The sequence below is a fragment of the Halorientalis litorea genome, from assembly GCF_023028225.1.
GTDB classification, from domain to species: domain Archaea; phylum Halobacteriota; class Halobacteria; order Halobacteriales; family Haloarculaceae; genus Halorientalis; species Halorientalis litorea.
Genome location: NZ_CP095483.1, coordinates 134,286 through 156,912 on the forward strand (window position 1 = coordinate 134,286; position 22,627 = coordinate 156,912).

The 22,627-nt window shown below is 65.3% G+C and carries 22 protein-coding genes; 15 read left to right on the forward strand and 7 right to left on the reverse strand.

The features are described from left to right. Positions 1 to 18: 18 nt before the first annotated feature. The gene (locus MUG95_RS15635) at positions 19 to 444 is read right to left on the reverse strand and encodes a universal stress protein (RefSeq protein WP_247010564.1); all 426 of its coding nucleotides are present in this window, start codon (positions 442 to 444) and stop codon (positions 19 to 21) included. A gap of 85 nt (positions 445 to 529) precedes the next feature. Here MUG95_RS15635 and MUG95_RS15640 point away from each other — a divergent pair, with 85 nt between their 5' ends. Both MUG95_RS15640 and MUG95_RS15645 read left to right on the forward strand, forming a co-directional pair. Next, positions 530 to 1,510: an MBL fold metallo-hydrolase gene (locus MUG95_RS15640; protein WP_247010565.1), complete on the forward strand. Its 981-nt coding sequence runs from the start codon at positions 530 to 532 to the stop codon at positions 1,508 to 1,510. 124 nt (positions 1,511 to 1,634) lie between these two features. Continuing rightward, complete coding sequence (locus tag MUG95_RS15645) at positions 1,635 to 2,438, forward strand: enoyl-CoA hydratase/isomerase family protein (RefSeq protein WP_247010566.1); 804 nt, start codon at positions 1,635 to 1,637, stop codon at positions 2,436 to 2,438. A gap of 15 nt (positions 2,439 to 2,453) precedes the next feature. Here the strand turns inward: MUG95_RS15645 and MUG95_RS15650 are convergent, their stop codons facing one another. Then, positions 2,454 to 4,562, reverse strand: coding sequence for a TRAP transporter permease (locus MUG95_RS15650; RefSeq protein WP_247010567.1), 2,109 nt, complete (start codon positions 4,560 to 4,562; stop codon positions 2,454 to 2,456). Positions 4,563 to 4,676: 114 nt separating this feature from the next. Here MUG95_RS15650 and MUG95_RS15655 point away from each other — a divergent pair, with 114 nt between their 5' ends. The 5 genes from MUG95_RS15655 to MUG95_RS15675 are packed head-to-tail and all read left to right on the forward strand — an operon-like array spanning position 4,677 to position 9,146. After that, positions 4,677 to 5,453, forward strand: coding sequence for an SDR family NAD(P)-dependent oxidoreductase (locus MUG95_RS15655; protein ID WP_247010663.1), 777 nt, complete (start codon positions 4,677 to 4,679; stop codon positions 5,451 to 5,453). A 55-nt stretch (positions 5,454 to 5,508) separates the two neighbouring features. Continuing rightward, positions 5,509 to 6,441, forward strand: a complete 933-nt coding sequence (locus tag MUG95_RS15660; protein WP_247010568.1) for a malate dehydrogenase — start codon at positions 5,509 to 5,511, stop codon at positions 6,439 to 6,441. Positions 6,442 to 6,483: 42 nt separating this feature from the next. Next, entirely contained in the window at positions 6,484 to 6,924 is a 441-nt protein-coding gene (locus MUG95_RS15665; protein ID WP_247010569.1) for a PaaI family thioesterase, read from the forward strand. A 40-nt stretch (positions 6,925 to 6,964) separates the two neighbouring features. Beyond that, positions 6,965 to 8,170: a CaiB/BaiF CoA transferase family protein gene (locus MUG95_RS15670; RefSeq protein WP_247010570.1), complete on the forward strand. Its 1,206-nt coding sequence runs from the start codon at positions 6,965 to 6,967 to the stop codon at positions 8,168 to 8,170. 37 nt (positions 8,171 to 8,207) lie between these two features. Beyond that, entirely contained in the window at positions 8,208 to 9,146 is a 939-nt protein-coding gene (locus MUG95_RS15675) for a beta-keto acid cleavage family enzyme (protein ID WP_247010571.1), read from the forward strand. Between the two features lie 6 nt (positions 9,147 to 9,152). Here the strand turns inward: MUG95_RS15675 and MUG95_RS15680 are convergent, their stop codons facing one another. After that, entirely contained in the window at positions 9,153 to 10,073 is a 921-nt protein-coding gene (locus MUG95_RS15680; RefSeq protein WP_247010572.1) for a ketopantoate reductase family protein, read from the reverse strand. A gap of 125 nt (positions 10,074 to 10,198) precedes the next feature. Here MUG95_RS15680 and MUG95_RS15685 point away from each other — a divergent pair, with 125 nt between their 5' ends. The 8 genes from MUG95_RS15685 (at position 10,199) to MUG95_RS15720 (ending at position 18,242) form a co-directional block, all read left to right on the forward strand. After that, positions 10,199 to 11,095, forward strand: coding sequence for a DUF6282 family protein (locus MUG95_RS15685; RefSeq protein ID WP_247010573.1), 897 nt, complete (start codon positions 10,199 to 10,201; stop codon positions 11,093 to 11,095). A gap of 2 nt (positions 11,096 to 11,097) precedes the next feature. After that, positions 11,098 to 12,090 carry an LLM class flavin-dependent oxidoreductase gene (locus tag MUG95_RS15690; protein WP_247010574.1) on the forward strand — a complete coding sequence of 331 codons (993 nt, stop codon included), beginning with the start codon at positions 11,098 to 11,100 and terminating at the stop codon, positions 12,088 to 12,090. A 44-nt stretch (positions 12,091 to 12,134) separates the two neighbouring features. Beyond that, positions 12,135 to 13,322 carry a CaiB/BaiF CoA transferase family protein gene (locus MUG95_RS15695; RefSeq protein WP_247010575.1) on the forward strand — a complete coding sequence of 396 codons (1,188 nt, stop codon included), beginning with the start codon at positions 12,135 to 12,137 and terminating at the stop codon, positions 13,320 to 13,322. A 51-nt stretch (positions 13,323 to 13,373) separates the two neighbouring features. Then, on the forward strand, positions 13,374 to 14,318 hold the full coding sequence (locus MUG95_RS15700; protein WP_247010576.1) for an HpcH/HpaI aldolase/citrate lyase family protein: 945 nt from the start codon (positions 13,374 to 13,376) through the stop codon (positions 14,316 to 14,318). 4 nt (positions 14,319 to 14,322) lie between these two features. After that, positions 14,323 to 15,315: a hypothetical protein gene (locus tag MUG95_RS15705; RefSeq protein WP_247010577.1), complete on the forward strand. Its 993-nt coding sequence runs from the start codon at positions 14,323 to 14,325 to the stop codon at positions 15,313 to 15,315. Positions 15,316 to 15,388: 73 nt separating this feature from the next. Beyond that, positions 15,389 to 15,976 carry a UGSC family (seleno)protein gene (locus tag MUG95_RS15710; protein ID WP_247010578.1) on the forward strand — a complete coding sequence of 196 codons (588 nt, stop codon included), beginning with the start codon at positions 15,389 to 15,391 and terminating at the stop codon, positions 15,974 to 15,976. A 7-nt stretch (positions 15,977 to 15,983) separates the two neighbouring features. Then, positions 15,984 to 16,985, forward strand: coding sequence for a hypothetical protein (locus MUG95_RS15715; protein WP_247010579.1), 1,002 nt, complete (start codon positions 15,984 to 15,986; stop codon positions 16,983 to 16,985). A 117-nt stretch (positions 16,986 to 17,102) separates the two neighbouring features. Next, complete coding sequence (locus MUG95_RS15720; RefSeq protein ID WP_247010580.1) at positions 17,103 to 18,242, forward strand: TAXI family TRAP transporter solute-binding subunit; 1,140 nt, start codon at positions 17,103 to 17,105, stop codon at positions 18,240 to 18,242. A gap of 105 nt (positions 18,243 to 18,347) precedes the next feature. Here the strand turns inward: MUG95_RS15720 and MUG95_RS15725 are convergent, their stop codons facing one another. The 4 genes from MUG95_RS15725 to MUG95_RS15740 all read right to left on the reverse strand — a co-directional run bounded on the left by MUG95_RS15725 (position 18,348) and on the right by MUG95_RS15740 (position 22,345). Further along, positions 18,348 to 19,076, reverse strand: coding sequence for a DUF7260 family protein (locus tag MUG95_RS15725; protein WP_247010581.1), 729 nt, complete (start codon positions 19,074 to 19,076; stop codon positions 18,348 to 18,350). Positions 19,077 to 19,177: 101 nt separating this feature from the next. Then, positions 19,178 to 19,927, reverse strand: a complete 750-nt coding sequence (locus tag MUG95_RS15730) for a polysaccharide deacetylase family protein (RefSeq protein WP_247010582.1) — start codon at positions 19,925 to 19,927, stop codon at positions 19,178 to 19,180. A 453-nt stretch (positions 19,928 to 20,380) separates the two neighbouring features. Beyond that, positions 20,381 to 21,028 (reverse strand): RraA family protein, encoded by a 648-nt coding sequence (locus tag MUG95_RS15735; RefSeq protein ID WP_247010583.1) that lies wholly within the window; start codon positions 21,026 to 21,028, stop codon positions 20,381 to 20,383. A 63-nt stretch (positions 21,029 to 21,091) separates the two neighbouring features. Further along, positions 21,092 to 22,345 (reverse strand): MFS transporter, encoded by a 1,254-nt coding sequence (locus MUG95_RS15740; protein WP_247010584.1) that lies wholly within the window; start codon positions 22,343 to 22,345, stop codon positions 21,092 to 21,094. Positions 22,346 to 22,627 lie beyond the last annotated feature (282 nt).

The window sequence follows — 22,627 nt, forward strand, 5'->3', positions numbered from 1 at the left end:
GCACCGACGCGACCGGAGTCACTCCGTCTCGTAGTTCCCGACGGTGAGAACGGGACGGTCGGCGTTGAGGATGAGTCCCTGCGAGACGCTCCCGAAGACGGCTTTGCCGACGGGACTGCGCTTGCGGCCGCCGACGGCGATGCGGTCGGCGTCGAGTTCGCGCGCCACCCGGAGTATCTCGGCTTCGGGGGTGCCGCTCTCGGTTCGCGCCGTCGCGTGTACGCCGTGTTCTTCGAGTGTCTCGACGGCGACTCGCACGGCATCCGGCACGTCGGCGTAGTCTTCGATGTCGATTTGACGGCCCTCGTCGCCCTGTAGCTCCGAGAACACGTGTAACACCGTCACGGTGACGGAGTTGGCGGCATCCGGCAGTTCGGCGATGGCGGCGGCTTGATTGCGGGCGCGGTCTGTGTCAGTGTCGACTGCGAGGACGACTTCGAACATAGCCCAGCATTGCTGGCCACGGTAATTAAAACCGCACCCTCGACCGACCGAAACCGGTTTGACACGGTGTGACCAACACCGGGCCATGCACCGGCTGTCACTTGGCAACACAGTTTTCGAGGGCGAAAACAACGCGTATCTGTTCACAGAGGGACCGACGACGCTCGTCGACACCGGCATCTCGACACCCGACACGCGGGCACAGCTCCAGTCGGGACTCGCGGACCACGGACTCTCGTTCTCTGACATCGAGCGCGTCTTCCTCACGCACTACCACGCCGACCACTCGGGACTGGTCGGCGAGATTCAGGCCGAAAGCGACGCCACCGTGTACGTACACGAGGACGACGCGCTCCTCGCCAGCGGCGACGAGGACGCGTGGAGCGACCTGTTCGAGACGTACGAAAATCTGTTCGACCAGTGGGGGATGCCGCAGGCGAAACAAGAGGGTCTCGTCGGCTATCTCGACGGGTCACAGGACGGGTACGGCGAACCCGCGACGGTGGAGACATTCACCGACGGTGACCGCTTCGACGTGGCCGGTGACGAGCTAGAGGTCCTCCACGCTCCCGGCCACACCGCCGGTCTCTGTGCGTTCGTGGTCGAGGGCGGAACCGAGGTACTCACCGGAGACGCACTCCTCCCGCAGTACACCCCGAACGTGGGCGGTGCCGACGTGCGCGTCGACGCGCCGCTGGCAAAGTACCTCGACACGCTGGACCGACTCGCGGCCCGAGATTTCGAGCGAGCGTGGCCGGGCCACCGCGACCACATCGACGACCCGACTGCGCGAGCGCGGCACATCCAGACCCACCACGAGGAGCGTGCCCTCCGCGTCCTGCGAGTACTCGAACGCCGCGGGTCAGCCGACGCGTGGACCGTCAGTGCGGACCTGTTCGGGAGCCTCGAAAACATCCACGTCCTCCACGGCCCCGGCGAGTCCTACGCCCACCTCGAACACCTCCGGGACGATGGCCTCGTCGTCGTCGAGGACGGCGACTACTCCCTGACCGAAGCGACGACCGCACGGCTCGATTCCCACGAAGGCGACACGTGGGAGCTGTAGCGTAGGGGCGAGTTACGTCTCATCGGTCGAGGCCCGTCGTGTCGAGACACTCCGGGCGGCACCGACCGCCTACCCCCCGCAACCACCGATAGTTGTAAGCCACGCGCGGACACAGACTGTCGCCATGGCGGACAGCATCCTCGCCGAGACGGAGAAGGTACTGTACGACGTGGAGGACCACCTCGCACACGTCACAATCAACCGCCCCGACAAACTGAACGCGATGGACTCGGAGACGTACGCCGCCCTCTCGGCGGCGTGGCGCGAGTTCCAAGCCGACGAGGACGCGTGGGTCGCCATCGTCAGCGGTACGGGTGACCGGGCGTTCTCCGCCGGGGCCGACCTGGAGGAAGCCGTCGAACCCGGGACCGTCGAGTGGCCGGAGTTCTGGCGGACCCAAGAGGAGCAGATACTGAACAACGGTCTCGAAATCTGGAAGCCGGTCATCGCGGCCGTCGACGGCTACTGTCTGGCAGGCGGGACGACGCTGTTGCTCGCCACGGACATCCGCATCGCCGGCGAAAGCGCGGAGTTCGGTCTCTCGGAGGTCAAACGCGGTATCCTCCCCGGCAACGGCGGCACGCAACGAGCGGCCCGCCAACTCCCCTACACGGCGGCGATGGAGATACTGTTGACCGGCGACCACGTCGACGCCGAACGGGCCGCCGAATGGGGTTTGGTCAACCGCGTCGTCCCCGACGACGAAGTGATGGACACCGCCGAGGAGTTCGCCGCGCGTATCCTCTCGAACGGACCGCTCGCCGTGCAGGCCGTCAAGGAACTCGCCATCCGTGGCCGGAACATGTCGCTGTCGGACGCGATGCGGTTGGAGGAGTCCTTCCAGTACCACCTCCTCCAGTCCGAGGACGCGAAGGAGGGCGTCACGGCGTTCGCGGAAGACCGTGAGCCGAACTATCAGAACCAGTAGGACCGGGTGACGACGCTACGCCGCCCCGGCGATACGACGGAGTTGCGCCGGCACGTCGTTCTTCCAGCCGAGGAACGCGAGGAGTGCGACGGCACACGCGACTCGAATGCCGAGGGCCATCGACCCGTTCATCGGCAGCACCGGCGCGAACAGCACGCCCACTGATGCCACCAGCAACCCGCCCTGTTCGAGGCGACTGAGCGGACCGTTCATGTACTTCAGCAACGCGTTCGAGATGCCTATCAACCCGAGGAACGCGAGCGGGGCGGTGACAAGTGTCCCGGGTACGCTCCAGTACAGCAACTCCTCGTTGGCTACGAACACGTACGGGAGTACGAACAGTGGGGCACCCAAGAGAAGCGATTTCTTGGCGACCCGCCAGAATTTCCCGTTCGCTAACTCCGACGTGATGATACACGCGATGGCTACCGGCGGCGTAATCGCCGACAGAATCGCGAAGTAGAACACGAAGAAGTGGGCCGTCTCGATGCGCACGCCGAGCTGTGCCAGCGACGGCGCGATGAGGAGGACGCTGACGATGTACGCCGCAACCGTCGGCATGCCCATCCCGAAGAGGATGGCAGCGACCATCGCGAACAGCAGCAACAGCGCGAACACACCGCCGGAGAGGTTCACCAGACTCTGCGCGAACGTCTGCGTGAACCCAGTTAGATTCAACACGCCCACGAACATGCCCATCACTGCCGTCGCCAGTGCGATTGCAGCCGTGTTCACGATACCCAACCGACACGCGTCAAGCGTGTCACCGACGAACGTCCGCACCGCCTCGCGGTTGTCGTCTGTCGTCAGTATCCGCTGGACCAACGCCGTCGGAATCGTGACCACGATAGTCCAAAAGCCAGCGAACAGCGGCGTGAACCGCAACACCATCAATAGGTAGACCAGAACGAGCACCGGCAACCACAGGTACATCCCCTCGACGAGTGCCGAGAGGACACCTCCTGACTTCTTCGTGTCATCGAGAATACCAGACCGGTCAGACTGTGTGCCGAGCGAGATGTCGTCCACCGTCCGGACGACATCCTCCGAGTCGTCGTCGAATTCGGTATCGGCCTCTTCTAGGTTTCCGGTCAGTTCTTCGAGGTCAGCACCCTCTTTGAGCGTCAGCGAGTGGACTGCGAACGCGACTGTGCCGTAGAACAACAGTGCCGGGAGGAGTCCGATAGTGATGATGTGGGTGTAACTCGTCCCGGTGATATCGGCCATGATGAACGCCGCCGCACCCATGATGGGTGGCATAATCTGGCCACCCGACGAGGCCACTGACTCGATGGAAGCGGCCGTGTTCCTGTCGATACCTTGGTCTTTCAGCAGGGGGATGGTGAACGCACCCGTCGTCGCCGAGTTGGCGGCCGCGCTCCCGTTGACCGACCCCATCCCGAGGCTCGAAATCACCGCCGTCTGCGTGATGCCCGACTTGAAGTAACTCCCGGCCTTCGCGCCGACCTTGATGAAGTATCCCAGCGCGCCGTAGGACTCGAGGAACGCGGCGAAGATGATGAATATCACGATGTACGTCGCCGACACCTGCAGGATGATGTCGTAGATGCCGTTGAACGCCACCGTCGAGGAGGTCACCAGCCGTTCGAGCGGCAGGCCTTGGTGATTGAGGATTCCGGGGAAGTACGGGCCAAAGAGCGCGTACACGAGCCCCGCGAGGCCGACCAGCGGGAGCATGATACCGAACGCCCGGCGGGTCAAATCCAGCGACAACAGTATCAACACGGTGCCGACGATAAAGTCCATCTCGGTGTAGATGCCGATGGACTGGTAGGCGAGTCGGTTGTAGTTCGTCCAGAAGTAGACGGCGACGGCGACGCCAGCGGCTGACTCGACCGGAATCACCACGAGGTTGTCCAGTCGATGCAGGAGTCCTCCCGAGAGTGCCCTGACGTCGAACTGAGCGATGCCGACAGCGAGCATCATCATCCCGAGGTGGATGATCATGTGTTTGTCCATCTCGATGCCGCCCGTGTAGGCGAACCAGAGATGGTAAATCACACCACCGATACCGAGCGCGAGCAGTGCCGCGTACTTGGCCCGGAGCAATCGGGAGCCACGGCCCTCCGAGTCGGCCTGCTCGCTCGTGTTACTGTCCGGCATGGTAACGACGTACTGGCGGTTGGGTAATATACTCTTTGCTGCCGCCGGTAGCGTCTCGCGCGCAGTGCCCTACAGTTTTATCTACGGTGACTTCGTGGTGTGGACCGAGTTAGCATGGTGACGACCGAGTTTCGGATTCCCGGGTCAGTAGCTATCGTAACCGGGTCCTCGAGCGGTATCGGCAAACGAATCGCAGAACAGTTCGCGGCGGACGGCATCGACACCGTCGTCTGCTCGCGAGAGCAGGGCAACGTCGACCCGGTCGCCAACGAAATAAACGAGAGCGACCGGCCCGGCCGCGCGCTCCCCATCGAGTGTGACGTGCGCGACGAGGCGTCCGTCGAGTCGATGGTCGAGCGCACCGTCGAGGAGTTCGGCGGGTTGGACATCCTCGTCAACAATGCCGGGGCCGCGTTCATGGTCGAGTTCGACGAGATGAGCAGGAACGCGTGGGACACCATCCTCGACATCAATCTCAACGGCGTGTTCAACTGCACCCACGCAGCGAGCGACGCGCTGAAAGACGGCGGCGGGTCCGTCGTGAACGTCTCCAGCGTCCGCGGGCAGGAAGCCTCGCCCAACGAGACGCACTACGGCGCGGCGAAGGCCGCGGTCGAGAACTTCACGAAGTCGCTCGCCCACGAGTGGGCCGAGGACGACGTGCGGGTCAACTGTGTCGCGCCGGGGTTCATCGCCACGAAGAGTGCCGTCTCGGCGGGCGACGTCGACCCCGCCGGCATCGACCGCTCGGCCGTCGACCGCCGCATCGGCCGCGTCGAGGAGATCGCCGACGTGGTCGAGTTCCTCGTCAGCGACGCCGCCTCGTTCGTCATCGGCGAGGTTCTCACCGTCCGCGGCGTCCCGACCCACTCCGAGAAACCCGAGCGATAGGTCGGTGTGACAACCCAAGACACAGTTTTTTGAGGGTCCCCACGAGAGAGCGCGTATGCACGTCGCAATCGTCGGCGGCGGCGGAACCATCGGTTCGACAGTCGCGTTCGCGCTCCGTCACGGGCGGTCCGACCCCGACATCACGCTGTTGGATACCGACGGCGACGCCGCCCGCGGCCACGGAATCGACATCCAACACAGCGGGACCCACGGGGACGACGTGACCGGGACGGTCCGCGGTGGCCCCGTCTCGGTGGACGCGCTCGCAGACGCGGACTGCGTGGTCGTCACCGCGAGCGCGCCACGCCAACGGGGCGGCGACCAGCGCGGCGGCCGCGAGACGTACCTCCCCGAGAACGTCCCCGTCGCCGAATCCGTCGCCGAGGCACTCCGTGGTATCGACCCCGTGCCCGTCCTCGTCGTCACGAATCCCCTCGACTGGATGGTACAGCGGCTGTCAGACCTCGTCGGGTGGGACCGCTCGTGGTTCCTCGGCTACGCGCTCTCCGAGACTGCCCGCACCGCACACGGCCTCGCGGCGCGCCGTGACGTGCCGCCTGCGTCCGTCGAGGTACCGACCGTGGGCCAGCACGGCGAACACGTCGTGCCGGTGTTCTCGCGGGCGACCATCGACGGCCAGTCGGTGACCGTGACGGACGACGAGCGTGACGACCTCGTCGATTACGTGCGCGAAATTCCGTACGACATCGTCCAGATGCGGGGCGCGGCCGACTCGTCGCGCTGGGTGACGGGGGCCGGCGTCGCGCGCACCGTCGAGACGATACTCGATGCTCGGGAGGACGTGCTGTGCCTCTCGACGCCCCTCGACGGCGAGTACGGCGAGTCCGACGTGGCACTCGCGGTGCCCGTCGAAGTGAGCGACGCCGGCGTGACGACCATCCGCGAGTGGTCGCTCTCGGAGTGGGAACGCGAGCGGTTCGCCGAGGGGGCAGACGCCGTGCGTGCCACGCTCGCGGCCCACCGGTAGCGGGGGAACCTTCTTGTCCCGTCCCCGAATTGGCACCGACAAATGACCGAATCGAACCCGGACTACGGGCGCGCCCAGTCGGAAGCCCTCCGCGACGGCACGGAACTACTCTCGTGGCTGGACATCGCAATCGAGAGCGTCGACGACGGGACGGCGACGCTGACGCTCCCGCACAGCGAGCATGTCGTGAACGCCGGGACGGACTTCGTCCACGGCGGGGCCGTCGCCACGCTCGTCGACAACGCCGCCGGGACGGCACTGCGGACGGTGCTCTCGAACCCCGAGACGGCGGACTACGCGACGGCGGACCTGAACGTCTCGTATCTCCGCCCGTCGACGGATGACCTGCGAGCGGACGCGGAGATACGGCGCGCCGGGTCCTCGCTGGCGGTCATCCAAGTCGAAGTGACCACCCAGTACAAGGGTGAACGCAAGACGGTGGCACTCGGGCGCGTCTCCTACTTCGTCGTCAGCGACGAGTGACCGTCGGTACTGTTATTGCCCAGAGCGCGGTGAACGGCGTATGGGCGACAGCACGAGCCCGCTCAACGGAACACGCGTCGTCGAAGTCGGGAACATCGTCGCCGCACCGTTCGCCAGCCTGCTGCTGGCCGATCTCGGTGCGGACGTGGTGAAGGTCGAACACCCGGAGACGGGCGACGTGGTCCGCGAGGCTGGTACGAGCGGCGAGGCGATTATCGACGCCTTCAGCCGGAACAAACGCTCGCTGGCACTGGACCTCCAGTCCGAGGCGGGACGGGACGCCTACCGTGACCTCGTGGCGACGGCTGACGTGGTAATCGAGAACCTCGGTCCCGGCGTAGTGGACCGCCTTGGCGTCGGCTACGATGACCTCGCGCGCGATAATCCCGGCCTCGTCTACCTCTCCATCAAAGGCTTCTTCGACGGGCCGTACGGCGACCGACCGGGGATGGACATGGTCGCGGAAGCCATGTCCGGTCTCTCGGCGATGACGGGCGAACCGGGGGGCAAACCGCTCCGCGTCGGCACGTCCATCGCCGACATCGGCGCGGCACTGTACGGAACCATCGGCGTCCTCACCGCGCTCCGGGAGCGTGACGCCACCGGCGAGGGACAGCGAGTAGACGCCTCGCTGTTCGCTTCGGCGACCCAGTGGATGGGATACTGGATGACCTACGCCGACATCACCGGGTCGGACCACCCCGCGCTCGGGTCCTCTCATCCCTCGTTCGCGCTGTACGACATCTTCGAGACGGACCGAGCGGACGAACTCGTGTTCGTCGGCGTGACGACGGAGCGTCACTGGCCCGCCTTCTGTCGCGCCACGGGGATGGAGGAACTGCTCGCCGACGAACGCTTCGAGACGGCCGCCGCCCGCCACGAACACGAGGACGCGCTCGTCGAGACAGTCCAGTCGAACCTGCGGGAGTGGGACCGCACCGAACTGGTCGACGCACTCAGCGAGGAGGGCGTTCCGGCCGCGCCGGTCAACCAGCCGTCGGACCTGCTGGACGACCCGCACCTCGAAGCGACTGGGCTCCTCGCAGAGTTCGAGGGGGTGGAAGGTGGGCGACGGCGGACGGCGATGACGCCGGTTCGTGGCAACCGGATGGAGGCGACACAGCGACGCGACCCGCCCGCACTCGGGGAACACAGTCGGGAGATACTGACGGAACTCGGTTACGACGAGGGAACCGTCGCGGACCTCGTGTCGGCGGGCGTCGTTGCCGAGGACGGCCGGGAGTAACGTTTTTGAGGAGTGGTATCATCTGTCAGCCCGACACATGACCCGCAGCATGGACGACGTCGTGGTAGCGTGCGCTCTCACCGGCGCGATTCACACCCCGTCGATGTCAGAACACCTCCCGGTGACGCCGGACGAGATAATCGAGGAGGGTATCGCAGCCGCCGAGGCGGGGGCGAGCATCATCCACATCCACGTCCGGGACCCGGAGACGGGCGAACCGGTAAGCGACCTCGACCTGTTCCGCGAGGTGGCGTCGGGCATCAAGAGTGAGACGGATGCCATCGTCCAGCCGACGACCGGGGGCGGGATGAACCAGACCGTCGAGGAGCGGATGGCCGTCGTGCCAGAACTGGAGCCCGAGATGGCCTCCTGCAACATGGGGAGCATGAACTTCGGCCTGTACCCGATGATTCGGGGCGTCGAGGAGTTCGAGTACGACTGGGAGGAGGCGTACCTCGACAACACGTGGGACCACATCTTCCCGAACACCTTCGAGTCGCTCAAGACTGCCTTCGAGATGTTCGACGAGCATGGGACGATGCCGGAGTTGGAGTGTTACGACGTGGGCCACATCCACAACGCGAAGCACTTCGTGGACGCCGGAATCCTCGACACGCCGATTCACCTCCAGTTCGTCATGGGTATCCACGGCGGCATCGGCGCGGACCAGTCCCACCTCCAACACATGGCCGAGACTGTCGAACGGCTGTTCGGCGACGACGCCTCCTGGAGCGTCATCGGTGCCGGGCGGATGCAGTTCCCCTTGGGAACCCAAGCCGTCTCGATGGGGGCGAACGTCCGCGTCGGCTTGGAGGACAACCTCTACCTCGAACGCGGCACGCTCGCCGAGAGCAACGCCGAGCAAGTCGAGAAAATCGTCGATTTAGCGTGGGACGTGGCCGGACGCGAACCCGCCTCACCCGCGCAGGTCCGGGAGTTCCTCGGCCTCAAAGGGCAGGACGCAGTGAACTTCTGACTGCAGTCAGTCCAGATAGCTCCGTTCCAGTCCGCGGACGAGGCGCGTGACGAGTTCGTTCGCGGGCACGTCGACGCCTTCCTCGTGAGCGATGTCCACGACGGCACCGTTCACGGCGTCGATTTCCGTCTTCCGCCCCGCCAGCACGTCCTGCAGCATGCTCGACCGGTGCCCGGCGGACCCCTCGCAGGTCCGCAGCACGGTGTCGAGGAAGTCCTCGTCGGGCAGGTCGATGCCCCGTGCGGCCGCGACGGCCTCGGCTTCGGTGACGATGCGGTCCATCAGGTCGACCAGTGCCTCGTCGGCGGCGAGTTGCCCGTTGGGGAGCCGCGTCAGTGCCGCGAGGGGTTTGATAGGGAGGCTGATGAGTTGTTTCCGCCAGATTGTCACGCGGGGGTCGTCGGTCGTCTCCACCGGAAACCCGGCGTCCGAGAGGATGGCCGCGACGCGGGCCGTCGCCTCGCCGTCCGCGCCGCCGAACGTCGAAACGCCGTTCCCGGTGTGCTCCACGAGTCCGGGTTCTTCGACCACCGCACCCTGGTACGTGACGCCCGCGAGCGCGCGCTCCTCGCCGACGTGGTCACACAGTGCCTCGTAGTGACCGAGGCCGTTCTGGAGCGAGAGGACAGTCGTCTCCGGTCCGATGCAGGCGGCGTGCTGGTCGAGTGCCGTCCCGGTCTGGTGGGCCTTCACGAACACCAGCGCGAGGTCCACGTGCCCGGCGGCGGCCGCGTCCGTGGTCGCGGGCACCGACACCTCGACCGTCTCGGTGTCGTCGAGGTCGCTCTCGATGCGGAGGCCCGCGTCGTTGATGGCGTCGACGTAGGCCTGTCTGTAGTGGAGGAGCGTCACGTCGTGGCCGTCGGCGGCGAGGCGGCCGCCGAACAGACAGCCGAGTGCCCCGGCACCGATGACGGCTACCTGCACGAGTCGACCTCCTCGCTCGGTCGGAGTGGCGTCATGTACCGTGACAGCGCGTTCTCGGTCTTAAAGCCACCGGGCGGGGCGGTACGTTTATTCCCGTCGCGCGGCCTTTCACCGGTACGAGTCTCATGACAGCTACCACCCCAGTCGCGGGCGCGTGGGACACCCACGTCCACGCCGGCCCGGACGTTCGGCCGCGGAAACACGACGCGCTGACCCTCGCCCGGAAAGCGACAGCGATGGGAATGGGCGGATTGGTACTGAAGAACCACCACCTCCCGACGGCGATGCTCGCGGCCACCGTCGAGCGTGACGACGACGTGGACATCGACGTTGCCGGAATGATAGTCCTCAATCGGTCCGTCGGCGGCCTCAACGTCGACGCCGTGACGGCCGCGGGCGAGATGGGGGCGGTGCGGGTCGAACTCCCGACGATGACCGCCAGACGGAACATGCTCGACCAAGGCGAACCCGAGACGGTAGACCTGCTGGACGAGTCGGGGTCGCTCTCGGCGACAGCACGGGACGTACTGGACGAGACGCTCGCCTACGACATGGCCGTCGGCACCGGCCACATCGGCGTCGAGGAGACGCGGCAGGTTGTCGAATACGTCACCGACGCGGGCGGCGACGTAGTGGTCACCCACCCCGAGTTCCACGCCGCGCGCGACGGCGTGGGACTGACACCCGAGGAGCAAGCAGAACTCGCCACCGAGGGCGTCTACTACGAGCGGTGTTACGTCACCACGGCCGACGGGATTACCTCGCTGTTCCGCGACGACGCACCGCAGGCGGCCTCCGACGCCTTCGAACCCGGTGCGATGTTCGAGGAAATCGTCACCGCCATCGAGCAGACCGGCCCCGAGCGAAACTTCGTCTCGACGGACTACGGCCAACCGGACCGCGAGTCCCCACCGGCGGGACTGGGCGAGTTCCACGAGCGACTGCGGGCGGCCGGCGTCTCCGCGTCCGACCTCGACCGAATGGCCCGCCAGAACCCGGCGGCCGTCTTCGGAGGTGCGTGAGGATGGACATCGGCCTGATGGCACTCACACAGCACCCGAACGACCGCGACCCAGCGAGGTGTATGGACGAGATAGTTCGGCAGGCCCGGGCCGCCTCGGACCACGGGTTCGCGTCGCTGTTCGTCGGCGAACACCGCTTCACCGACGACATCTACTTCGACAACTTCACCGCACTCGCTCGGGCCGCCGGGGCCGTCCGGGACGAGATGCTGGTGGGCACGAGCGTCTGCCTGCTCCCCCTTCACCATCCGGGTCTAGTGGCCGAACGGGCCGCCACACTCGACGCCATCACCGACGGGTCGTTCGTCCTCGGGGCCGCCGCAGGCTACCGTGACCAGGAGTTCGCAACGCTCGGCATCGACAAGGACGAGCGACAGGGCCGCGTCACGGAGAGCGTCGAGGTACTCCGGCAGTTGTGGACCACCGAAGACGCCACGTACGACGGCGAGTTCTACGACTACGAGAACGTCACCGCCCACCCCCAGCCAGTACAGGAACCATACCTACCGATTTGGCTCGGCGGGTCCGCGCCCGCGGCCGTCCGGCGGGCGGCGAACCGCGGCGACGCGTGGCTCATCGACCCCGTCTCGACGGTGGAGAAGTTGGAGAAGGCGACCGGTCTCTACGAGCGCGAACTGGACGAAGACCCGGACTGTCGCCCCATCCGGCGGGACATCTACGTCGCCGAGACCACAGAGGACGCCGTCGAGACGGCGATGCCCTACCTCTTGGACAAGTACGACTCGCTGGCGGAGTGGGGGGCCGCGGACGAGGGACCGGACGACGACAGAGAACGGTTCGAGGCGGCCCGCGAGGGGCGGTACCTCGTCGGGTCACCGGACGACGTGGTGGCAGAACTGGAGGAACTGCACGACCGTATCGGCGTCGACCACGTCGTCGCCCGGGTCCAGTGGCCCGGCATGGCCCACGAGACGGCGATGGGCGCACTCGAACTGCTCGGAAACGAGGTACAGCCCCGCGTCGAAAGTATCTGATTTTGACACAAGATTCTTGTGTCGACATTGCGGGGTATATTGGTATGGACCGGCAAGCACTGGATGGAGTAGACGTAGTTACCCTCGGGCAGATATACAACGGCCCGTACTGTGCTATGCTGCTCTCGTATCTCGGGGCCGACGTGACGAAGATAGAGCCACCGGACGGCGAACCACTCCGTGCCCGTGTCGACGAGGGCGAACCGCCGGAGTTCGTGATGCTCAATTCGAACAAGGAGGGCATCACGCTCAACCTCAAGAGCGAGCGCGGGAAGGAACTGTTCAAGAAACTCGTCAGCGACGCAGACGTGCTGGTGGAGAACTACTCCGTCGAGACGATGGAGCGTCTGGGCTTGGACTACGACACGCTGAAAGCGGACAATCCAGAGCTCATCTACGCACACGGGAGCGGGTTCGGCGAGGACGGCCCGTACCGGAAGTACCCGGCGATGGACCTCACGATTCAGGCCATCGGTGGCGTGATGGACGTGACGGGGTTCCCCGACGGCCCGCCGGTCAAGGCGGGCATCGCCGTCGGCGACTTCATGGGCGGCATCCACCTGATGGCCGGTATCGTGACGGCCCTCTACCAGCGCGAGATTACCGGCGAGGGACAGTACGTCGAGGTGAGCATGCACGACGCCGTCTACCCCACGCTGATGTCGCCCCTCGGCGCGTACCACAACGACGACGACGCGCCCCCGCGGACCGGTAACCGCCACAGCGGACTGGCACAGAGTCCGTACAACGTCTACGAGGCGTCCGACGGCTACGTCGCCATCTTCGGCGTGACTAACGACCACTGGCACGCCCTGCTCGAAGTCATCGGGCGCGAGGACCTCGTCGGAGACGAGCGGTACGACACGAACGTCAAACGCTCGAACCGTCTCGACGAAGTGGACGAGATGGTCGAAGGCTGGACCAGCGAGCGCGAACGCGACGACATCATCGAGATTCTCATGGACGCCGGTGTCCCCTGTGGCCCGGTCAAGGAACTCGACGAAGTCGCCGAAGACCCCCACCTCAAGGAGCGGGGGATGATAAACGAAATCGACCACCCGAGTTACGGCGACATCTCGGTGCCGGGCCTCCCGATTCGGCTGGGTGATTCCGACCTGCCGGACATCGAACCCTCGCCCGAGAAAGGGCGAGACAACGTCGAGGTGTACGGCGGACGATTGGGCCTCAGCGAGTCCGAAATCGAAAAACTGCGCGAGGACGGCGTCATCTGAGAGACCGCCCGACGGGACAACCTATAAGTCCGTCACCCGAGGATTTGGGCTATGGAGCCGACACGTTCAGCCCTGTTCATCCCGGGTAACCGCGAGTCGTGGGTCGAGAGTGCGCACGAGAACGGTGCCGATGTCATCGTCCTCGACTTGGAGGACTCGGTCCCGCCAGACGAGAAGGAGACGGCACGTGACATCGTGGCCGACAACGTCGCGGACCTCCACGAGAAGGGGCAGCGCGTCCACGTCCGCGTCAACGGCCACCCCAACGACACGGAGGGGTTCACGACACACGACCTCGAGGCCGTGGTCCGTGAAGAGGTCGAGGCACTCGTCGTTCCGAAGACCCGCGAACCCGAGGACGTGGCGCGACTGGACGCCGTGTTGACCCACATCGAACGCCGCGAGGGACTCGAAGTCGGGAGCACGGAGTTGAACGTCAGCATCGAGACGGCCCAAGCGATGCGGCAGGTGTACGAACTCTGTGACGCCGCCGACCGCGTGGCGACCATCGGGTGCGGTGCGGTCAAGGGCACCGACACCAACTACGCGCTGGGGTTCGACTGGACCGGCCCCGGCCGGGAGGGCATCGAAACAGTCCACCTCCGCGAGCAGGCCCTGATGGACGCCCGCGCCGCCAGCGTCGAGTACCCGCTGGCCGGGACGTACGTCGACGTCGAGGACATCGAGGGGTTGCGGAAAGACATGCAGTTCTCGAAGGAGATGGGCTACACCGGCTACGTCGCCATCCACCCCTCCCACGTCGAACACGCGAACGAAATCTTCCTGCCGGACGCCGACGAGGTCGAGTACTGGGTCGGCGCGCTGGAAGCGATGCGGGACGCGGAGGCCGAGGGCAAGAGTGCCGTCCGGTACGAGGGCGACATGATAGACATCGCCAACATCCAGACCGCACAGCGGTACATCGGCTACGCGCAGGCCTTCGAGGACGAACTCGGTCTGTCCATCGACACGGACCTGACGGAGTTGCGCGGGTAACCCGATGGCCGACGTCGGGCCGGACGGTCTGCCGGTGGTCCAGCCGACTCGCGAGCGCGTCGATAGCTTCCTCGCGGCGACCGACCGGAGCGGCGACGAGACGGTCGGTCCGTTCCCGCTGAGCGAGCGGACGGTCACCGTCGAGAAACTCGCGGTCAACGCGGTGATGGCGGGGTGCGCGCCGGAACACTTCCCCGTCGTGCTGGCCGCGCTGGAAGCCAGCCTCGCAGAGCAGTTCAACCTCTACGGCGTCCTCGCCACGACGGAACCGCACTGGCCGTCCGTGGTGGTGAACGGACCGATTACGGAGGAAGTGGGCATCAACGGGGCGGACAACGCCTACGGACAGGGGACCCGGGCCAACGCCACCATCGGCCGCGCCCTCACCCTCGTCTACATGAACGTCGCCGGGGCCGACCCGGGGACGACGGACATGGCCACACACGGCGGTCCCCACAAACGGGGTCTCTGCGTGGCGGAGAACGAAGAAGCGTCGCCGTGGGACCCCCTCCACGTCGAACGCGGCTTCGACCCCGCCGAGAGTACGGTCACCGTCTTCGGCGCGGAAGCCCCCCACAACGTCAACGACCACGTCGCCGACACCCCCCAAGACGTCCTCACCACCGCCGCGGACGCGATGACGGCACTCGGCGCGAACACGGCGTACCTGACGGCGAACGCGGAACCGCACCTCGTGTTGTCGCCGGAACACGCGGCGACAATCGCCCGCGCGGACTGGACCAAAACCGACGTGAAACGTTTCCTCTACGACCACGCCCGCATCCCAGTCGAGCGACTGCGCGGGAAAGGGATGGACGACGACAGGGACGGAACGCGCCCGCGACACGGCCCGGCGACGGACGTGCCGCCGGACACGACGGTTCCACCCTGCGAACGGCCCGAGGACGTGGTGGTAACGGTCACCGGTGGGACCGGTCGCCACTCGCTGTTTTGCTCCTCGTTCGGCGACACCAAATCGGTCACGCGGCGGGTCTAACGCCCTCTCGGTCTTGAACGTGCGTCAGCCCCGTCAAAACATATAAGACGATTACTGGCGTGGATGGTGGTATATGTCCGAGAGTGACGAGATTCTCGACCCCACACCCAGCCAGTCCGGGACGGACGAGTCCGTGCTGACGGACCGACCGGCGACGCTCGACGGGGCCAGCATCGGCCTGCTGTCGAACGCGAAGAAAAACTCCGACCACTTCCTGCAGAGCGTCGGCACCCACCTGCAGTCGGTGGCCGACATCGATGTCTCAGACGTGGTGTACAAGCCGACGGCGACGAGTGCCGCGCCCGACGATATCTACGAGGAGTTGGGCCAGTACGACGCGGTATTGACGGCGTACGGCGACTGTGGGTCCTGTTCGTCGTGGACGATTCACGACGCCATCCAACTGGAGGAGTCCGGTATCCCGACTGTCGTGTTCTGTTCCGAGGAGTTTACCACGCTCTGTCAGTTCGAGTCAGAGAACCAGTCCTGTCCCGGCCTCCCCATCGTGGAGTTCGAACACCCCATCGCCGACGTGGCCCCCGAAGTGGTGCGCGAGGAGCGGGTCACCGACGCCATTTGCGACGAGGTGGTCGAGGCTCTGACCAGCGACCCCGAGACACTACGTGACCGCTACGGGGGCCGGTACACGGACGAGGTCTGAGTCCCGGATGACAGAAGTCGATTCTCCGGACGGCCTGCCGGTCGTACAGCCGACCCGCGAGCGTGTCGACGACTTCCTCGCCATCACCGACAGGGCGGGCGAAGAGACAGTGGGGGAAATTCCCCCCTCGTACACGCCGATTACCGTCGAGACGACCGCGGTGAACGCGGTGATGGCGGGATGCGCACCGGAACACTTCCCCGTCGTGCTGGCCGCACTAGAGGCCAGCCTTCAAGAACAGTTCAACCTCTACGGCGTCCTCGCCACGACGCACCCCTGCTGGCCGTCCGTGGTAGTGAACGGACCGATTGCGGAGAAAGTGGGCATCAACGGGGCGGACAACGCCTACGGACAGGGGACCCGGGCCAACGCCACCATCGGTCGTGCCCTCACCCTCGTCTACATGAACGCGGGTGGCGCGGTGCAGGGACAAGGCGACAAAGCCACACACGGGGGGCCACACAAGTTCGGCCTCTGCGTGGCGGAGAACGAAGAAGCGTCGCCGTGGGACCCCCTCCACGTCGAACGCGGCTTCGACCCCGCCGAGAGTACGGTCACCGTCTTCGGTGCCGAATCACCCCACAACGTCAACGACCACGTCGCCGACACCCCCCAAGGCATCCTCACCACCGCCGCTGACACGATGGCGAAGGTGGGGACTAACCTAGCCTACCTGAGTGCACGCGGGGAGCCACACCTCGTGCTGTCGCCGGAGCACGCGGCAACCATCGCCCGGGCGGACTGGACCAAAACCGACGTGAAACGTTTCCTCTACGACCACGCCCGCATTCCGCGTCACCGACACCGGGACCACGGGATGTACGACCCGGAGGACGGCGGATTGCCGCGACACGCACGTGGCCTCGACGACGACCAACTCGTCCCGATTGCCGCCAGTCCCGAAAAGTTCGTCGTGACGGTCACCGGCGGCACCGGCCGTCACTCGCTGTTCCATCCCTCTTTCGGCGATACAGAGTCCGTGACAGTCGCCGTCGACGACGTGACGTAGCGGCCTAAAACACCGTGTCCGGTTCTTCCGAGTCCGAACGACTAGCCGTGTGTCAGTTTTACATGGATGTCATACACACCCAAATGTTTATTAATCAACTGTCCAATTAGGTAGTCGATGGCAGACAGCCACAAGAACGTCGATAGGCGTACTGTTCTGAAAACCGCGGCACCCATCGCCGCGCTCGGACTGGCGGGATGTTCACAGAACGGCGACGGTGACGGCGGCGGCGATGGTGGCGGCGGCGACGGCGACGGTGGCGGCGACGGTGACGGCGGTGGTGGCCAACAGAACTACAACTGGACCATCGGGACCAGCGGCGAGGAGACGGCGACGCACGCCTCCGGTGTCGCCTTCTCCAGCATCGTCAGCGAGAACAGCGACACCATCGAGATGAGTGCCCAAACCACCGGCGGCACCACGGCCAACCCCCGCCTCATCGACCAGGGTGACATCGACATCGCCCAGAGTACGGCCCCCATGGTCTGGCGGGCGAACACTGGCCAAGACCCGTACCAAGACCCGGAGTTGGAGACGACGATGTGCCAGACGTTCTCCTATTTCACGCTCGACGTGTTCCTCGTCAAGCGGAACACGGACGAACTGAGCGACATCGAGACGATTACCGACATCCCGACCGACGGGTCCGTCGACATGTCGTGGGGACCGCGGGGCACCTCCGCGTGGGACACGATGGCGGACGCGTTCACCCTCGCTGGCGTCGACTCCCCGGAACAAACCTTCGACCTCGAAGTGATGGGGCTGGGTGACCAAGCCGGTGCGATGCGCGACGGCCGTATCGACATCGCCACCGTCTACACCGCCAACACACAGACCATCATCGGCTGGATTCAAGAACTCTCCTCGACGACGGACCTCGAAGTCGTCACGTTCCCGTTCGGCGAATCGGAGGTCGAACAAGCCGACCCACCGCTCATCTACTCGGAGACGCCCGCGGACGTGTTCGACCAGGACATCGGCGTCGACTCGTTCCCGACCATCTCCATCGGGTACTTCACGACCATCCCGGCCGACATCCCGGCGGAACCGGTCTACGAAATGACCCGCATCCTCATGGAGAACACCGAACAGGTCCACAACGCCAACGCCGTCCTCTCGGAACACGGCCCGGACTTCGCCACCGAGTTCCTCGTCAGGAACGGCGAGGTCCCAGTTCACCCCGGTACCGAGCAGTACTACCGCGAAAACGACCTCTGGAGCGACGACCTGACCAGCCTCGAAGAGTACGAAGGCTGACCACAGCAGACCGGTTCGAGACCGCTCCCGACGAAACGACGCCACGTCCTTCCGTTTTCGAGTCCGTCCAGTGACAGCGATTGACCGGTCCCTCGGTGGCCCGACTTACAGGACGACGGCTTCGCGGACGCGACCGATGGCGGTAAGCACCGGGTACGTCCACGGCTCCTCGGCGTAGAGGTGCTCACAGAGCGAGTGCCCGTCGAGACGGCCGAGCGACCGGTGGCTCCGTATCTTGTCCTGTCTGTCGGCGGCGAGTCTGTCGAGTCGCTCGGTGAACGTGGTCGCGTACCACTGTGGAATCTGCGTGCCGTCGAGGTTGTCGACGAGGTCTACGAGTTCGTCTTTCGCGGCCGTGAGCGAGGCTTCCTCGTCGTCGAGACGGTCGAGGACCGTCTCCCGTTCCGTGATGCTCTCCTCGACGGCGGCGAGGAGGAACTGCTGGAGTCGGTCAGTGAACTGTACCGGCGTGTCCGAACAGAGTGCCGCCGCGACGCCCTTGCCGAACTCCGAGGCGATGTCGGCCCGGAGCGTGTTGTCGTAGACATCCGCGTAGTGGTCGGTGTCCATGACTGTCTCCCGGTACGCAGTACGAACACGTTCGATTGCACCGGACTCGCTGTCGACCATTATCGTCGGAACGTCGGGTGCCGGTGCGTCGCACGGGACATCGGCGACCCGGTCCGCGAACGACTCGAAAGCGCGACGTTCGGCCTGTATTTCGTCCCGTTCCCGCCGCACGGTTTTCAGTGCCGTCGTGGGCGGCGACAGAACGTGACACCGTAGCGACTGGAGGAAGTGACGAGAGGGACGCTGCTCACCGCTTTTGGCCATCAGTGCGTGGTTTGGTAGCATACAATATAACCTTCACGGTGGCACCACCGCCACCCGTTGACGGCTATCGGAGAGGACCAAACGGGAAGCGTATTGGCCGACTACCGGAGGCGGAACGGTGAGAAGCAGTCACAGAGGAGACCGACAGCGGCCGTCCCAGTGACGGCGGCCGCCGGTGGTTCGGGTGTTTGAGCTTCCAGCCACGCCTCGAAGGCCGCTGTCGCGTCGTGGTACAGGTGGATGTTCGGGTGTGCGAGGACGAGCGCGTTGTCGTCGAGGTTCCGTGTGATGTGCTCGAACGTCTCGGTCGGTTCGGTCCCCGATTCGAGCAACTGGAGGTCGTACGGGGAGACTGGTTCTATCGTCGGCACGTCCTGTTCGTCGGACTCGGGACGGCCGACAACCCACTCGACGCCGAGGTCCGCCGCCGCCCGCATCGCGCCGTCGCTTGCGAGCATGTACGGGACGTGAAACCCCGTCGGTGCCGTACCCGTAACGCGTTCGATAGTCTCCACTGCCTGCGACAGTTCGTCGTGGGCAGTCTCGTACGGCGTGTCCATGAACGACGTGTGGCGGTGTCCGTGCAGAACAATATCGTGTCCGGCATCCGCGAGGGCAGCGACGGCACGCTCGACACTCTCGCGCTGTTCGATGCGTCGTCCGGGGACAGAGAACCCGGCGCGGACGCCCTTGTCCGCCAGCAGTTCCCCCACCCGCTGGAAGTCCGCTTCGGTGAACTCGTACAACACGTGGAACAGCCGAGTGTCGAGCGACACGTCATCGTCGAGTCGTCGGAGGAAAGCCAAGTACGGTTTCAGCTCTCGCTGTCGTACAGCCGGTATCGAGACCATACATCACCGTCGGCCGTCGCTCGAATAAATCTACCTGCAGCCCTCCCTTGCCGACTGGTTGCCGCCCCGATAGTCGCCGTCCCACGATAGTGAACGTCGAAAGGAGACCCGGCGACGTTCGCTCTGGACAGTTCCACAACGTCGTCTAGTTGCCACTGTCTGTATCACTCCCCGTCGAGTACCGTTCGGTCACTCTGAACGGCGTCGGACAGGTGAGGACGACTCCTCGCCAACGAGAGTGGACCCGTGTGCCGCCGCCGCCAACCGTGAGCCGAAGGACAACTCGCTAAGTATTACACTGATATACTTGTAATTCTCGTTGGAGTGACTTGTCGAGTCCGTACTGGGGCCGAATCGGTCGGTTTCGGTATCCACGGGGAACTCAGCCAAATTCGTTCCACGATAGTGAACGCCTTGGCTCAGCACGGTGGCCCCGTCGCCATCGCGCGCTGCTCAGAACTCGTGGTCGTCGCCGATGAGGTCCTGTGCCGTCGCGCCGGTGTCGATTTTCCGCTCGATGAGGAGTTCCTCCGAGAGGATGTCGTCGGCGGTGTCGGCGACATCCGCGGCACGGTCCGCGGGGACGACGGCGATACCCGTCGCGTCCGCGACGACGATGTCGTCCGTCTCGACGGTACAGTGGCCAACGGTCACCGTCGAACCGCTGTCCGCGACGTGGAGGCGTCGCTGGCCGGAGCGTGGCGTCGGGCCGCGGCCGAATACGGGGAACTCGGCGGTACGAACGTCCGGCACGTCCCGATAGTTGCCGTCGATGACGACACCAGCCATCCCTGCCTCGGCCGCCAGCCGCGAAGCGTTTCCACCCCAGTGTGAGACGCCGTGTACACCGTCGACGACGAGGACGCGGTCGGCCTGCAGGGCAGAGAGCATCGCGTTGGGGAAGTTCGTCGTCTCCTCGGCCAGTTCGCCCTCCGGAACGGCCCGTTCAAGCGAGAGCGTGTGCGCACGGCCGACGGCCGTATACTCGGACCGGACCGGAGTCACTCCAGCGGCGACACCGTCGATACCGTGTGCGTCCAGTGCATCTCCGACAACACACGAATCGAACTTCCGAAACCGCTCGACGATGGACTGTGCCATACCGTCACACCGTTCCTGTGACAGTTAAAATTGCGCCCGACCGGACGGAACCATTCCAGCCCTTCACGTCGGGTTGGCGTCCCCGCTACGGACCTCCGGTGAACGGCTGGCGACGAGCAGACAAATCACGCCGACGACGCCACAGAGCAGGCCGGCGGCAGCGACAATGCCACGGACTGCGATGTCGAACCCGAGTATCGGGTCGGTGACCGATACAGCGAACCCCATCGCGATGGGTGCGACAGTCGAGGAGATTCGGCCGAGCGACGCGCCGACGCCGACGACGCTCCCTCGGGTCGCTTCGGTGGTGAGGTCTGTGATGACGCTCCGGTAGAGCGACAGCGAGAGCCCGAACCCGAGGCCGACGCCACCGCCGCCGACGAGGGCAACGGGCAGTGACGGGGCAAGTCCCACGAGTGTCAGACCGCCTGCCATACTGAGGGTCGCACCTAGCAGGGGATAGAGTCTCGTCTCGAACATGTCAGTGATGCGGCCCGCCTGCGTGGCCGAAACGGCGTGCATGAGACTCGCGGCGGTGATGAGTAGGCCAGCTTCGCTGGGATTCCCGCCGATAACGCGGACGACGACGAAGGAATTGTACGTGAGAAAGGCCGTGTACAGGAAGTTCGGAACGCTCCGGCCCACCAGCACCGCCGCGACGCGGGGGTTGCTGACGAAGCGCGCTAGCGTTCTGATATCGGTCCCGGACTCCCCACGGGTCGGGTCCGTGCCCATCGGTTCCTCGAAGAGCACGAACAACAGCAGTGCAGTCGGGACGGTGAGGCCGTAGAGGAAGAACGGGAACTGCCACGCGATGGTGACGAGTACGCCAGCGACGAACGGGAACGTCATCATCGAGAGCCCGGACGTGGAGAAGCGGATTCCCTGTGCGGTGGCCTCCTCGCTCCCGCGGTAGAGGTCCCCGAGGCTCGTCACGATAATCGGCGTCAGCCCGGCAAAGCCGATGCCCTGTAGCAGTCGCAGCCCCAGTACGACCCGGAAGTCGGTCGTGAAGGCGATACCCATCCCACCAGCCCCGAACAGAAGGAGGCCGCCGATGAGGACGTACTTCCGGCCGATGCGGTCAGCCAACATCCCGGCGAGCGGAATGAGAAAGATGCTCGGAGCCGTAAACATCGTCAGGAGAAGGCCGATTTCTGCCTCGCTCGTCCCGAGCGGGCCGACCAGCGTGTCGAGTAGAGGCGAGACGAGCGCGTTTCCCAGCGGTGGCGTGAGGTTCGCGAGGAGGAGCAACCGGAAACTCCTGTCTCGAAGGATAGGTGCATCCTCCCCGAACAGGGTGGTTGCGGACAGCACTGTCGGTCAGTACTGCCGTCTCCGTCATATAACGTCCGGTCGCACGGTCCCGTGACTGTGCGACACCTGCATCAGCACCGACAGAGGCCGAGAAAAGAGTGCCCTACTACCTACGAAGGTATAGTCCAGAGAGGGTTACGACGCAGTAGTTCGTCGACGGCCATCCTGACGGGATTGTATAGCGACATAGGGTGTACCGGGCGTGCGACCGTCCAGACAGGCCCAAGTAACAACCCGAATACATCCGGCCCGACCAGACCTCGGGTGGCAGTCTTCCCCGGC